General features: G+C 30.4%; 14 protein-coding genes. 13 read left to right on the top strand and 1 reads right to left on the bottom strand.

Annotated elements, in window-relative coordinates; translation table 11 throughout:
• Positions 1 to 224 precede the first annotated feature (224 nt).
• The 3 genes from rplS (at position 225) to B2694_RS08150 (ending at position 2,369) form a co-directional block, all read left to right on the top strand.
• A complete protein-coding gene (gene rplS / locus B2694_RS08160; RefSeq protein ID WP_035132767.1) occupies positions 225 to 569 on the top strand; it encodes a 50S ribosomal protein L19 in 345 nt (114 codons plus the stop codon).
• 122 nt (positions 570 to 691) lie between these two features.
• Positions 692 to 1,555 (top strand): ribosome biogenesis GTPase YlqF, encoded by an 864-nt coding sequence (ylqF, locus tag B2694_RS08155; RefSeq protein ID WP_346885300.1) that lies wholly within the window; start codon positions 692 to 694, stop codon positions 1,553 to 1,555.
• A 67-nt stretch (positions 1,556 to 1,622) separates the two neighbouring features.
• Positions 1,623 to 2,369, top strand: a complete 747-nt coding sequence (locus tag B2694_RS08150; protein ID WP_414632723.1) for a ribonuclease HII — start codon at positions 1,623 to 1,625, stop codon at positions 2,367 to 2,369.
• A 67-nt stretch (positions 2,370 to 2,436) separates the two neighbouring features.
• Here B2694_RS08150 and B2694_RS08145 read toward each other — a convergent pair whose 3' ends face one another.
• Positions 2,437 to 2,799, bottom strand: coding sequence for a YraN family protein (locus tag B2694_RS08145; protein WP_346885299.1), 363 nt, complete (start codon positions 2,797 to 2,799; stop codon positions 2,437 to 2,439).
• Between the two features lie 164 nt (positions 2,800 to 2,963).
• On the opposite strand from B2694_RS08145, the gene B2694_RS08140 reads away from it, so the two are divergent.
• The 10 genes from B2694_RS08140 (at position 2,964) to B2694_RS08095 (ending at position 14,233) form a co-directional block, all read left to right on the top strand.
• Positions 2,964 to 4,487, top strand: a complete 1,524-nt coding sequence (locus B2694_RS08140) for a YifB family Mg chelatase-like AAA ATPase (RefSeq protein ID WP_346885298.1) — start codon at positions 2,964 to 2,966, stop codon at positions 4,485 to 4,487.
• Positions 4,488 to 4,505: 18 nt separating this feature from the next.
• Positions 4,506 to 5,585, top strand: a complete 1,080-nt coding sequence (dprA, locus tag B2694_RS08135) for a DNA-processing protein DprA (protein WP_346885297.1) — start codon at positions 4,506 to 4,508, stop codon at positions 5,583 to 5,585.
• 181 nt (positions 5,586 to 5,766) lie between these two features.
• Positions 5,767 to 7,851, top strand: coding sequence for a type I DNA topoisomerase (gene topA, locus B2694_RS08130; RefSeq protein ID WP_346885296.1), 2,085 nt, complete (start codon positions 5,767 to 5,769; stop codon positions 7,849 to 7,851).
• A gap of 232 nt (positions 7,852 to 8,083) precedes the next feature.
• Positions 8,084 to 8,860 (top strand): GTP-sensing pleiotropic transcriptional regulator CodY, encoded by a 777-nt coding sequence (gene codY / locus B2694_RS08125; protein WP_035132780.1) that lies wholly within the window; start codon positions 8,084 to 8,086, stop codon positions 8,858 to 8,860.
• A 473-nt stretch (positions 8,861 to 9,333) separates the two neighbouring features.
• Positions 9,334 to 10,035, top strand: a complete 702-nt coding sequence (gene rpsB / locus B2694_RS08120) for a 30S ribosomal protein S2 (protein WP_035132782.1) — start codon at positions 9,334 to 9,336, stop codon at positions 10,033 to 10,035.
• Between the two features lie 128 nt (positions 10,036 to 10,163).
• Complete coding sequence (gene tsf, locus B2694_RS08115) at positions 10,164 to 11,084, top strand: translation elongation factor Ts (protein WP_035132784.1); 921 nt, start codon at positions 10,164 to 10,166, stop codon at positions 11,082 to 11,084.
• 192 nt (positions 11,085 to 11,276) lie between these two features.
• A complete protein-coding gene (gene pyrH, locus B2694_RS08110; RefSeq protein ID WP_035132786.1) occupies positions 11,277 to 11,999 on the top strand; it encodes a UMP kinase in 723 nt (240 codons plus the stop codon).
• A 17-nt stretch (positions 12,000 to 12,016) separates the two neighbouring features.
• Positions 12,017 to 12,574 (top strand): ribosome recycling factor, encoded by a 558-nt coding sequence (gene frr / locus B2694_RS08105; protein ID WP_035132788.1) that lies wholly within the window; start codon positions 12,017 to 12,019, stop codon positions 12,572 to 12,574.
• A gap of 90 nt (positions 12,575 to 12,664) precedes the next feature.
• Positions 12,665 to 13,423, top strand: coding sequence for an isoprenyl transferase (locus B2694_RS08100; protein WP_414632722.1), 759 nt, complete (start codon positions 12,665 to 12,667; stop codon positions 13,421 to 13,423).
• A gap of 15 nt (positions 13,424 to 13,438) precedes the next feature.
• The gene (locus tag B2694_RS08095; protein ID WP_346885294.1) at positions 13,439 to 14,233 is read left to right on the top strand and encodes a phosphatidate cytidylyltransferase; all 795 of its coding nucleotides are present in this window, start codon (positions 13,439 to 13,441) and stop codon (positions 14,231 to 14,233) included.
• Positions 14,234 to 14,477 lie beyond the last annotated feature (244 nt).

Here is a 14,477-nt window from a genome sequence, read left to right as displayed (position 1 = left end):
TACCTTTCTCATTTAAGCACCTCATATTAAGTCATGAGGTTTATTATACTACAATTTCAATTGGGACATAATCACATGCTGTATAATAAGACATCATAAAAAGGATAAATAATATTGCACATTGAAATATTATATGATAAAATGATGATTGTGCTAGTACGGGCGGTCCTCTGTCACCAAATGTGAGTAAGAACGTCATAATAAATTTTAGGAGGGAATGCACAATGTTAGATATAATAAAAGCTATAGAAGCAGAACAATTAAGAACTGACTTACCTGAGTTCAATGTAGGAGATACAGTTAAAGTTCACATCAGAATCAAAGAAGGTAACAAAGAAAGAGTTCAAATATTTGAAGGTACCGTTCTTAAAAGACAAAATGGTGGAGCTAGAGAAACTTTTACAGTAAGAAGATTTGCATCAGGAGTTGGAGTTGAAAAAACTTTCCCAATAAATACGCCTGTTATAGAAAAAATCGACGTAGTTAGAAGAGGAAAAGTAAGAAGAGCTAAATTATTCTACTTAAGAGATAGAGTAGGTAAGGCTGCTAAAGTAAAAGAGAGAATGTAAGAAAATGGGGCTAGATAGTCCCTTTTTTTATTACACATATAGAAGTATTTATTGTAAATGTGGTGAATACTAAAATAGTTAATTTAATATATCTAATTATAAAATTCTTAGGAGTGAGATAAATGAGTATAAACTGGTTTCCTGGACATATGGCAAAGACCAGAAGAGAAATAAAAGAAAATTTAAAGTTAGTAGATGCAATAGTAGAAATTCGTGATGCAAGAATAGCTTATTCAAGTTCTAATCCAGACATTGAAGATATCAGTAGTGAGAAGCCTAGAATAATTTTATTTAATAAAAGCGATCTTAGTGAAGAATATGTAACAAAGAAGTGGGTAAATAAATTATCAGATGATAAAACTAGAGTATTGTCTGTTAACTGTCTTACAGGATCAGGGCTTAACAAGATTAAACCCACTCTAGAAGAGCTTTTAAAAGAAAAGCATGACAGGCTTAAAAGTAAAGGCGTAGTAAATATTATTACCAGAGTAATGGTTGTTGGAATCCCTAACGTAGGAAAATCTACATTTATAAATAGGATGGCAAAAAACAGTGCTGCTAAAACGGGAGATAGACCTGGTGTTACAAAGAGTAAACAATGGATAAAAACAAAGATGGGTATAGAACTTATGGATACTCCAGGAGTTTTATGGCCTAAATTTGAAGACGATACAGTAGGGCTTAATTTAGCCTTTACTGGAGCTATAAAGGATGAGATAATGGATGTTGAGGAATTGGCATTAAAGCTTATAGAAAGACTTCAAAGTACGCATGGATCAAGGCTAGTGGACAGATATAAGCTTAAAGAATTAGACGAAAATCCTCTTACTAATATGGATAACATAGGTAAAAAAAGAGGTGCTATAATTTCAGGGGGCAACATAGATTATAATAGAGTAGCTGTAATGCTATTAGATGAATTTAGGGGGGGAAAGTTAGGTCCTATTTCACTAGAGGTACCTGATACAGAAAATAAATATGAGTAGTATAAATTTTTTAAAAGAAATTAAAACTATGAGATTTAACGATATAAAATCTTCTGTCCGTGGGTTTATGTCATTAAAAGATGTAAGTAGCCATGAGGCAGATTATGAAGCTATATATCAAGTATTAAACAATGATCATAGGAAAAATGTAAGAGCTTTAGGAGAAACTCTAAGAAAATATGTGGAGCATTATAAAAATGAATATGATAGAGTAGAAAAATTATATGATTTTGATAAAAGCTATGGATATGATATTGTAGCTGGTGTAGATGAAGTTGGAAGAGGTCCCTTAGCAGGTCCTATAGTTGCTGCTGCAGTAGTTCTTGACAATAATTCAAGGAATTTAATATTACGAATAAATGATTCTAAGAAGTTAACTAAAGAAGTAAGAGAAGAGTTAAGTGATATAATAAAAAAAGAAGCAATAAGTTATTCTATAGCCCTAAAAACCAACAGAGAAATAGATAAAGAAGGCATAGGATTTTGTAACAATGAGATTTTCAAAATGGCTGTGGGAGAACTAAAAGTTACTCCAGATATAGTATTATCAGATGGATATACTATAAGAGAATTTAACCTTAGAAATGAAGCTGTAATTAAAGGAGATACTAGAAGTGCTGCCATTGCGTGTGCCTCTATAATAGCTAAAGTATATAGAGATAATTTAATGGAAGAGTATAGTAAGAAGTATACACAATATCACTTTGATAAAAATGTAGGATATGGTACCAAAGAACATATAGATGCAATAATTTATCATGGTAGCTGTCCAATTCATAGAGAAAGTTTTCTGAAAAACATACTTAACAAATAATTAATAAAATAAAAAATACCTGAATAAAAAAGTTATCTAATTACTTTTTTATTCAGGTATTTACTTTTTAGAAAGCATTTTTAATGAGTGTAATATTAGGGGATTCACCAGAAGAAATCAGTGTTACCTCTATGGCATCAAATCTAAAACAAGATTTATGTATATTTTTTAAACAAATATAATATTGTGCAGTTTTATACAATTTTCTTTTTTTAGCATTAGTGATACTTTCTAATGGGGTACCGTATCTTTTGCTATATCGAGTTTTTACCTCTATAAAGCAAATATAATTATTATCCTTAGCTATAATATCAATTTCCCCTAACTTACATAAAAAGTTTTCTTCTAATATTATATATCCCTTTTTTTCAATATATTCTCTAGCTAGATTTTCTCCATAATTACCTATAGTTTTATTTAAAATCTTCATTTAAAACTCCCTTTAATGCAAAGAACTCTGTCTACATCTTAGACAATATAATCCAAAGCTAAACTTTGATTTAATTAAAATTTTTACAAAGTTGATTTATTCTAAATTCAATGGTCAATACTTACACTATTAAAGTTGGAAATTTATATTTAGAGGGTGAAATTATGTCAATTCAAATAAAGACTGCAGCCTTTTCTGGAGTAGAAGGTATATTAATTAATGTAGAGGTAGATATCACCTATGGGTTACCTAATTTTAATATTGTAGGTTTAGGGGATACTGCTGTAAAAGAATCTAAGGATAGAGTTAGATCAGCTATAACCAATTCTTCTTTAGATTTTCCAATTAGTAGAATAACTATAAATTTAGCTCCAGCTCATATACGAAAGGAAGGCTCACACTATGATTTGCCTATAGCTGTAGGAATTCTTTTAGCAACTAATCAACTTTTCTTAGAAGAGCCAGATAATTTTATATTTATGGGTGAGTTGTCCTTAAATGGAAATGTAAATAAAATTAAAGGGGCTCTTCCCATTGTAATCGAAGGTATAAAACATGGCGTAAAGAACTATATAGTACCTATTGAAAATAAAGATGAATGTGCTTGTATTGAAGAAGCCAATATATATCCTATTAGGAATTTGAGTGAGGTAATTCATCTTTTTACTTATAAGGATGTAAAACCCTATACATTTACCAGTAGAGAAAAGTATAAAAATAATAATTCTCCATTAGATTTTGAAGATGTCATAGGACAGCAAGCAGCTAAAAGAGCATTGGAGGTTGCTGTAGCAGGAAATCATAATGTACTTATGTATGGAACTCCAGGATCGGGAAAAACTATGCTGGCAGAGAGGGTTATTTCTATTATGCCGCCTCTTACCGATGACGAAGCTCTAGAGGTTACGAAGATATATAGTATTAGTGGAGAGCTTAAGGAAGAGGGACTAATGGGAAATAGACCCTTTAGGAATCCTCATCATACAATTACTAGTACTGCCTTAATTGGTGGTGGCAGAAACCCCTCAGCAGGAGAAGTATCTTTAGCTCACAATGGAGTGTTATTCCTAGATGAAATATTAGAATTTGATAAAAGGGCTCTTCAAGTTCTAAGACAGCCTTTAGAGAATAAGAGGGTAAGAATTTCAAGAGTAAATGGAACAATAACTTATCCAGCGGATTTTATGCTTGTGGCAGCTATGAATCCTTGCAACTGTGGGATGTATGGAAGTGAAACAAGGTTATGTAAATGTAGTGATAGCGAAGTGAAAAGATATTTATCTAGATTATCTGGACCTTTATTAGAGAGAATAGATATTTTCACTCCAGTAAATTCCATATCCTATGAGACTATAAATAGTGATAAAAAAGAAGAAAAATCAGAGGTTATGGCCCTTAGGATAGAAAGAGCAAGGGAGATACAAAGTGAAAGATTTAGGAATGAACATATAAAATATAATAGCAATATGTCTTCTAGTCATATAAAAAAGTACTGTAAGCTTAATGGGGATTCTAATAGGATTCTTGAATATACATACAAAAAATACGGGCTTAGTACTAGAGTTTATAATAGGATTTTAAAAGTAGCTAGAACTATTGCGGATTTAGATGGCAATAAATCCATAGAAGAAAATCATATTATTGAAGCACTTCAATATAGGAAGTACATAAGGGAAGATATAATATAAAGAATTAGGAGAGTATAGATGGTCGATTTATTTAAATTATGGATTATTACTACAGAAGTATCTAATAATATGAAAAAATATATTTATGATGAATATCATGATTTTGATACCTTGAGAAAAATGGTGATTAATGATAATATGACACTATTGCCTAAAAAAATTGTAGAAAAGTTTCAAAAGTCATATATAAAAATTGAAGAGTTGGTTGCTGAAGAATGTAAATCCATTAAGGATATACATATTTGTACTATTTATGATATAGATTATCCTATAAGTTTACTGCAGTATGAGGATGCACCTTTTGGTATATTTTACAAGGGGGATATTTCAACGGTTAATGAAAAAAAGAATATCTCTATTGTGGGTTCTAGGAAGTGTACTAGATATGGGATAGACGTAACTAATAGTATGGTGGAACAGTTAAGTCCTTATGAAATAAATATTGTAAGTGGTATGGCTAAAGGTATTGATTCTGTAGCTCATAGGGCCGCAATAAAGAACAACATTAATACAATTGCAGTTTTAGGTAGTGGAATTGATGTTATATATCCTAAAGAAAACTATAGACTCTACCATGAAATTTTAGAAAACGGTGGTTGTATAATTAGTGAGTTTCCCTTGGAAACACCACCTTTAAGTAGAAATTTTCCAATGAGAAATAGAATTATTAGTGGTATGTGCGAATTGTTAGTTGTCACTGAAGGCGGAGAAAAAAGTGGGACGCTAATTACTGTAGGATCAGCTTTAGAGCAAGGGAAAAATATAATTGTTGTGCCAGGGAGTATATTCTCCAGTGAAAGTAAAGGGACCAATAAATTAATAAAAGATGGTGCCTATGTTTATACAGACATAGAAGATGTGTTAAATTTATTGAATATTTCTAGAGTTTCCATAGATAATAAAAATATAACTACTGTAAAAAGCAAATTAGAGGAAAGAATATATCAAGTTATAGATGATAATCCTATACACATTGATAAAATAATTAAATTAGTTGATGTTGACATTAATCGATTATATAAGTTATTATTTGAGTTGCAAGTAAAAGAGGAGATTTTATGTTTAAGTGGAAACTTTTATGTTAGAATTAATAAATAGTTAAAATTTTATGAAATATTTAATAAGGTTTGTATATTATGACTTGCAATGAGATAATAATATTTTAAAATATAGTAGGATGTAGAATTTTATATATAATAAAAAGATTATGAGAAATCTGCATGGTGCTTATAAATATGTAATAAAGTAAAAAATTATAAGCTATAATGGAGGGGTTAGAATGGGGCAAAAATTAGTCATAGTTGAGTCGCCAGCAAAAGCGAAAACCATAAAGAAGTATTTAGGAAAAAATTATGTAGTAGAAGCATCTATGGGTCATGTAAGAGATTTACCTAAAAGTCAATTAGGGGTAGATATAGAAAAAAATTATGAACCAAAATACATAACTATTAGAGGTAAAGGGGAACTTTTAGATAAGATTAAGAAGCAAGCTAAAAAAAGTGAAAAAATATATCTTGCTACGGACCCTGATAGAGAAGGGGAAGCTATATCTTGGCATTTAGCTAACATATTAAAAATAGACACTGAAGAGTCATGTAGAATAGAGTTCAATGAGGTAACAAAAAGTGCTGTAAAAAATGCCATAAAATCTCCAAGAAAGATAAATGAAAATGTATTTGATGCTCAACAGGCTAGAAGAGTATTAGATAGATTAGTAGGATATGAGATAAGTCCTATACTTTGGAGAAAAATAAAGTGGGGATTAAGTGCCGGAAGAGTACAATCTGTAGCTCTTAGAATAATATGCGATAGAGAAAAGGAAATTCAAGCTTTTGTACCAGAAGAATATTGGACTGTGGAAGCAAAAGTATCTAAATTAGCAGAAACAAAAACCTTTACAGTGAAATTGCATAGTAAAAAAGGGAAAAAAATTATTATAAATAAGGAAGAAGAAGCTAATAATATTATAAAAGTTGTACAGCAAGGTGAATTTGTGGTTAAAGATATAAAAGATACAGCTAAATCTAAAAATCCACTACCACCATTTACTACTAGTACTCTTCAACAAGATGCCTATAGAAAAATAAACTTTTCAACTAAAAAAACCATGGCAACAGCACAACAGTTGTATGAGGGTATAGAAATTAAAGGACATGGAACTATTGGTCTTATTACTTATATGAGAACAGACTCAGTAAGAGTATCAGAGGAGGCTCAGGGAGCTACTCTTGAATTTATAAAAAATATCTATGGAGATAAATATGCACCAAAGGTTAAAAGAGCTTACAAAGGTAAGAAGGGAGCACAAGATGCTCACGAAGCTATAAGACCCACTAATGTAGAGATTACTCCAGAAATTGCTAAGGAAACCTTAAGCAATGATCAATTAAAACTCTACACTTTAATTTGGAATAGGTTCGTAGCTAGCCAAATGGAGTCTGCAATAATTGATACTACATCAATTTCAATAAGCAATGGGGATTATTTATTTAAAGCTTCAGGATTTAAGGTGAGATTCGATGGGTTTACTAAAATCTATGCTACAGATAATGAAGAAGAGGATGGAAATGCAAAATTACCAACTTTAAATACAGATGAAAAGTTAATAGAAAAATCTGTAGATGGAAAACAACATTTTACTCAACCTCCAGCAAGATTTTCAGAGGCATCCTTAGTTAAAACTTTAGAGGAAAATGGAATAGGTAGACCGAGTACTTATGCACCTACAATTACCACCTTATTAAGCAGGAAATATGTAGATAGAGAAAAGAAGGTATTATTTCCTACGGAATTAGGATTCATAGTTAATAATATAGTTAGTGAATATTTTAAACAAATAGTTGATGTAGAATTTACTGCTGAAATGGAAAGTAAACTAGACAGCATAGAAGAAGGAAATGCTAATTGGAAATCTGTAGTAGAAGAATTCTTCGTACCACTAAAGGAAGCTATAGAAATAGCCGAAAAAGAAATAGCTAAGATAACTATAGAAGATAAGGTATCTGACATACCATGTGATAAATGTGGAAGACTTATGGTGATAAAACAAGGAAGATTTGGTGAGTTTCTTGCATGTCCAGGATATCCAGAGTGTAAAAATACAAAGACCATGGCTAGAGAATTAGACGTAAAGTGTCCTAAGTGTGGAGGAAATGTTTTAGAAAAGAGAAGCAAAAAAGGTAAGATATTTTATGGATGTGGAAATTATCCACAATGCGATTTTGTAAGTTGGCATGAACCTACAGAAAAGAAGTGCCCTCAGTGTGGAAGTGTAATGGCTAAAAGATATAGCAAAGCAAAAGGTGATTATTTAGAATGCATTAACTCAGAATGTAAGCATAAGGAGTTAACAGATAATAAATAAAATGGGTTATATTAGTTAAAAATTACCTTGAAGTAAAATTTAATTTAAAAATAGGTTAAATATGTCGAAAATTAATAAAAAACATGTTGATAGAATAAATTCTATATGTTATGATGGTATATGGCAACGAAACAATTCTAAAATTTGTGAAAGAAAAGAATATTTTGAATTATTTAAAAGGTTGCAGTGATAAATAGCATTATGAAAAGTGAAAAAAGAAGAAGGAGGAATAGTGATGTCATTATTAGAAAAAACAAGAAAATTAAACAAAATTTTACAAAAGTCAGGTTCAGAACCAGTAGTTTTTGATGATATATGTGAACTTCTAAGTGAAGTGTTAGATTGTAATGTATATGTTATTAGTAGAAAGGGGAAAGTTTTAGGATATAATCTTTCCTATGGATTTGAATGCGATAAAGTTAAAGAACAAGTAGTTGAAAATAAAAGATTTCCAGAGCAATATAATGCTAAACTGCTAAATATAGATGAGACAAAGGCAAATATGCCAAGCAGTGGTATTTGTGTATTTAATGGAGAAGTTCAATGTGACTTCAAAGATATGCTATCAACTATAGTTCCTATTAATGGGAATAGAGAAAGATTGGGAACTTTATTGTTATCAAGATTTTCTAACCAGTTTACTGAAGATGATTTAGTTATTGCAGAATATAGTGGTACTATTGTAGGAATGGAAATGTTAAGAGCTAAGACTGATGAAATAGAAGAAGAAGCAAGAAAAAAAGCTATAGTTCAATTAGCAATAGGAACATTATCTTATTCAGAGTTAGAAGCCGTAGAACATATATTTAATGAACTTGATGGTAGTGAAGGACTTTTAGTTGCATCTAAAATAGCAGATAAGGTTGGAATAACTAGATCTGTTATAGTAAATGCTCTTAGAAAGTTTGAAAGTGCTGGAGTTATAGAATCTAGATCTTTAGGAATGAAGGGTACTCACATAAAGATTCTAAATGAGAAATTAATAGATGAATTAAATAAGCTTAAATAATTTAATACAATATGTAGAAAAATATTAAAAATAAAAATCCTGATAAAGGATTTTTATTTTTAATAAAAAGGATTCTTTCAATACTCACATGTATTTTAAAAGTTTTCTAGGAAACTATATGAATAGTTGTCTAGTTAAACAGTTACAATGTAAACTATTTAACTAGGTAAATAGTTAAATAGTTTACTATTTGTTCTATCCATGCGGGTTTCAGGGATCTATCTTTTAAAATTCTAGAATTAATATATATTAATTATGAAAAATTATAATTATTGTATTAACAGAATTTTAAATAATAAAAATTTAAAATTAACCTTGTTATTTAGAAATAAATTTGTTGAACATTGATTTTCTATGTGATATAATACACAAGGTAAGAAAATACACACACTACTGAATTTATTAAAAGGTGCTTTAAGGAGTATTTAATAAAAATGATGGTAGTGGAGGAAAAAACCAGGAGGTATATTAAAATGGCAGTTATTTCAATGAAACAATTATTAGAAGCAGGTGTTCATTTTGGACATCAAACAAGAAGATGGAACCCTAAAATGGCTCCATACATCTTCACTGAGAGAAATGGTATCTATATCATTGACTTACAAAAAACAGTTAAGAAAATTGATGAAGCATATGATTTCATAAAATCAGTATCAGAAGAAGGAAAAGATATATTATTTGTTGGAACTAAAAAGCAAGCTCAAGAAGCTATCCAAGAAGAAGCTATCAGATCAAGCATGCATTTTGTAAACAACAGATGGTTAGGTGGAATGTTAACTAACTTCAGAACTATTAAAACAAGAATAGGTAGACTTGAAGCTTTAGATAAAATGGAAGAAGATGGAACATTTGATGTTCTTCCTAAAAAAGAAGTTATTCAACTTAAAAATGAAAGAGAAAAATTAGAAAAGAACCTTGGCGGAATTAGAAACATGGATGCTAAGAATATTGGAGCTTTATTTATAGTTGATCCAAGAAAAGAAAAAAATGCTATACTTGAAGCTAAAACACTAGGAATTCCTGTAATAGCAATAGTTGATACAAACTGTGATCCAGATGATGTTGACTATGTAATCCCAGGAAATGATGATGCTATAAGAGCAGTTAAATTAATAACTGAAAGATTAGCTGATGCTATAATTGAAGCAAGACAAGGTGAAGAAGTAGCTGAATAATATAGCAACTTTCTAAGTAAATTTCAAACAGCCTCATCTATGGTTGTAAAACATATGAAATTTTAAAGGTAGATGAGAGAGAAATCTTTCATTTACCTTTTTGTTAGGAAATTAAAGGAGGAATAAAGATGATAACAGCAGCAATGGTAAAAGAGTTAAGAGAAAGAACTGGATCAGGAATGATGGATTGTAAAAAAGCTCTTAGCGAAACAAATGGAGATATGGAAAAAGCAGTAGAAGTTTTAAGAGAAAAAGGATTAGCAGCAGCAACTAAAAAAGCTGGAAGAATAGCAGCTGAAGGTATAGTTACTACTTATATATCAGAAGATATGAAAATAGGTTCTGTAGTAGAAGTTAACTGTGAAACTGACTTCGTTGCAGCAAACGATGACTTTAAAGCATTAGCAGCAAATGTAGCTAAAATGGCAGCAACTACTAATGTAACTACTGTAGAAGGATTATTAGCAGAAAAATATGTTGGAGATGAAAGCATAACTCTTCAAGACGCTGTTACAGCTCTAATTGCAAAATTAGGTGAAAACATGTCTGTAAGAAGATTTGAAAAGTTTGTAGTTGACAATGGAATAATTCAAAGTTATATCCATGGAAATGGGAAAATAGGTGTTTTAGTTCAATTAGCTTGTGAAAAACAAGATGAAGTATTAAAAACAGTTGCTAAAGATGTAGCAATGCAAGTAGCAGCAGCTAACCCATTATTCTTAAACAAAGATCAAGTAGACAATGAATCTTTAGAAAAAGAAAAAGAAATTTACAGAGTTCAAGCTCTTAACGAAGGAAAACCAGAAAACATAGTTGAAAAAATGGTTATGGGAAGAATAAGCAAATACTACAAAGAAGTTTGCTTAGTAGATCAAGTATGGGTTAAAAATGGAGATTACACTATAAGCAAGTATCTTCAAGAAGAAGGAAAGAAACTTGGAGCAACTATGGAAGTTGTTAAATTTGCAAGATTTGAAAGAGGCGAAGGAATCGAAAAGAAAGAAGAAAACTTTGCTGAAGAAGTTCAAAGACAAATGCAAGGAAAATAATACAAGATAATATTAAAGAGAACCTAGGTTCTCTTTTTTTAAAATCTACATGTATTATAATAACTATATAACTAGAGAAAGTCATATTTACATTGAAGTATCTAATGTAATTTCTATGGTTAATTTTAGTTATTAATTGATAAAATACAAAAATATGGTGTAAATATATTGAGTTGGAGGTATAATATATATATGGAAACTGCGAAATATAAAAGAGTCATGCTTAAACTTTCAGGAGAGGCATTAGCGTCAGAGAAGGGGTACGGCATTGATTTTGATACAGCGAACACTATTGCTTTACAAATTAAGAAGTTAGTTGAAATGGGTGTTGAAGTAGGTGCAGTTGTTGGTGGCGGCAACATATGGAGAGGTAGAAGTGGTGAAGGCATGGATAGAACTACCGCGGACTATATGGGTATGCTTGCTACATGTATAAATGCTTTAGCATTACAAGACTCCTTGGAAGCTATAGGTGTTAATACAAGGGTTCAAACAGCTATTGAAATGAGAGAAATAGCAGAACCTTACATTAGAAGAAGAGCAATGAGACATCTTGAAAAGGGAAGAGTTGTAATATTTGCAGCAGGAACAGGAAATCCATATTTCTCCACAGACACTACAGCAGCTTTAAGAGCAGCAGAAATAGAAGCAGAAGTTATTTTGCTTGCTAAAAAAGTTGATGGGGTATATGATAAAGATCCTCATAAACATGAGGGTGCAGTTAAGTTTAATAATTTATCTTATATTGAGGTATTAGAAAAAGGATTGCAGGTTATGGATTCTACTGCTACATCCTTATGTATGGATAATCAAATACCTATTCTAGTATTTGGTTTAGATGAGCCTCATAATATTATAAGAGCGGTAAAAGGTGAAAATATTGGTACTTTAGTATCATCTAATATATGCAAATAATTGATGGAGGTAATTTTATGGTAAAAGATATCATTAAAAATGCTGATGAGAAAATGAACAAAACTATTTTAAGCTTACAAAATGAGCTTGGAACATTAAAAGCTGGAAGAGCAAATCCTACAATGCTTGATAGAATATTAGTAGAAAGTTATGGAACAATGGTACCTCTTAACCAAGTAGGGAACATATCTGCTCCAGAGCCAAGAGTTCTTCTTATTCAACCATGGGACAAAAGTTGCATGAAAGATATAGAAAAAGCAATTTTAAAATCAGATCTAGGTATTAATCCTAGTAATGATGGTCAGGTTATTAGGCTAATTGTTCCAGAATTAACTGAAGAGACTAGAAAAAATTTAGTTAAATCAGTTAAAAAATGTGGTGAAGATGCTAAGGTTGCTATCAGATCCATAAGACGTGATGCAAATGATAAGATTAAAAACTTAAAGAAAAATAGTGAAATCAGTGAAGATGAATCTAAAAAAGCTGAAGATCAGATTCAAAAAGAAACTGATAAGTTTATCAAATTAATTGATAAGGCTATAGAAGAAAAAGAAAAGTCAATAATGTCAGTATAATATGTAAGATAAAACCTGCAAATATTGCAGGTTTTATTATTATGTATTTGTGATATAATAGCATCATGATTACTTGAAATGGAGAGGTATATTTTGGATATATTTAAGTTTAAAAAAGACACAATTAAAGAAAAAATACAATTAGATATGGAGCGAATCCCTGCCCATATAGCTATAATTATGGATGGGAATGGTCGTTGGGCTAAACAAAGAAAACTTCCAAGAACTATGGGGCATAGAGCTGGTATGAAAAATATTAAAATGATGGTTGAGGAGTCTAGTAATCTGGGAGTTAAATATTTAACCTTATATGCTTTTTCAACAGAAAATTGGAAGAGAACAAAAGAAGAAGTAGGAGCTTTGATGGACTTAGTAGTAGAGTTTATAAATAAGGAGTTTGAGGAGCTACATAGAAATAATGTGAAACTTAATTCTATAGGAGATATAAGTAAACTTCCGGAGAAATCAAAGGCTGCCGTAGAGGATGCAATGTATAAAACTAGAAATAATACAGGTTTAACTCTTAATATAGCCTTAAATTATGGAGGAAGAGATGAGATTGTAAAAGGAGTTAAAGAAATAGCTAAGGAAGTATTAGAAGGAAAGTTACAAATAGATAACATAGATGATAAAATCATATCAGACCATTTGTATACTAGTGGTATGCCAGATCCTGATATTATTATAAGGCCCAGTGGAGAATTAAGACTTAGTAATTATTTATTATGGCAAAGTGCTTATTCTGAATTTTGGTTTTCCAATATAAATTGGCCTGACTTTACAAAAGAAGATTTGAGAAGAGCAATTAGTGATTTTCAAAAGAGAAATAGAAGATTTGGTGGAGTATAGTAAGAGGTGAGGCAAATGAATAAAAGATACATAGGGGCAATGATATTAGCTCCTCTATTACTGTTTATATTTTTAGGGGGGTATTTTTTAAAGATTTCTGTAGTTTTATTATCCCTTGGTGGAATGTATGAATTCTATAAGGTAAGCAAAGTGGATGGATATAAACCTATATCTATAGTAGGATATTTATTATGTTTACTTTATTATATCTATTTAGGACATGGATTTAATTTAAACGTTGCTGTGGGTGTATTTATCCTTGCAGTATTCCTTTTAATGATAGTTCCGGTATTTGATACTGATAGAAACTTCATTGATGTAGCATTGACCATATTACCTTGTTTTTATGTAGGCATATTTTTTAGTTTTATATTATTACTTAATAATATGGAAAATGGAAACTTCTTCATATGGCTTATATTTATATCCTCATGGGGATGTGATACTTTAGCTTATTATTTTGGTAGATATCTAGGAAAACACAAATTAAATCCAAGGGTTAGCCCTAAAAAAACCATAGAGGGAGCCGTAGGCGGACTTATAGGAAGTATTTTAGGATGTACAATTTATGGATATATCATAACTAAATTTGGAGTAGTAGTCCCACTATATAACTATATGATAATTGGTCTATTAGGTGGAATTTTTGGACAGTGTGGAGACTTGGTGGCATCTTCAATAAAAAGACATGCGGGTGTTAAGGATTACTCAAATTTGATTCCTGGACATGGTGGTATATTAGATAGGTTCGATAGTATATTGCTAGTATCCGTGGTGGTATATTATTATATTAATATTTTTGTAGCGTAATTATAAGAAATTATTAAGGTATTATTAATTTAAGGGATTTCTCGAAAAATTTACAAGCCTTTAAGTACTGAGCAGGAATAAGATAAGTGATGCTCAACATTTACTTAAGAGTAGCTTGTTTTGGGAAATCCCTTTTAATTTTTGATTCTTTAAAATTAATTTAGCTATTGGCATTAAAATTAATTTAACTATTAGTATTTTGTATTATTACATATTATAGGGTATAATGTTTTTAGATAAAATT

Origin of the sequence: Clostridium sp. UBA4395 (assembly GCF_002390995.1) — a bacterium.
Lineage (GTDB): Bacteria > Bacillota > Clostridia > Clostridiales > Clostridiaceae > Clostridium_J > Clostridium_J sulfidigenes.
Note: the sequence above shows the minus strand (reverse complement) of the source record. Positions and strands in the feature narration are given on the sequence as shown.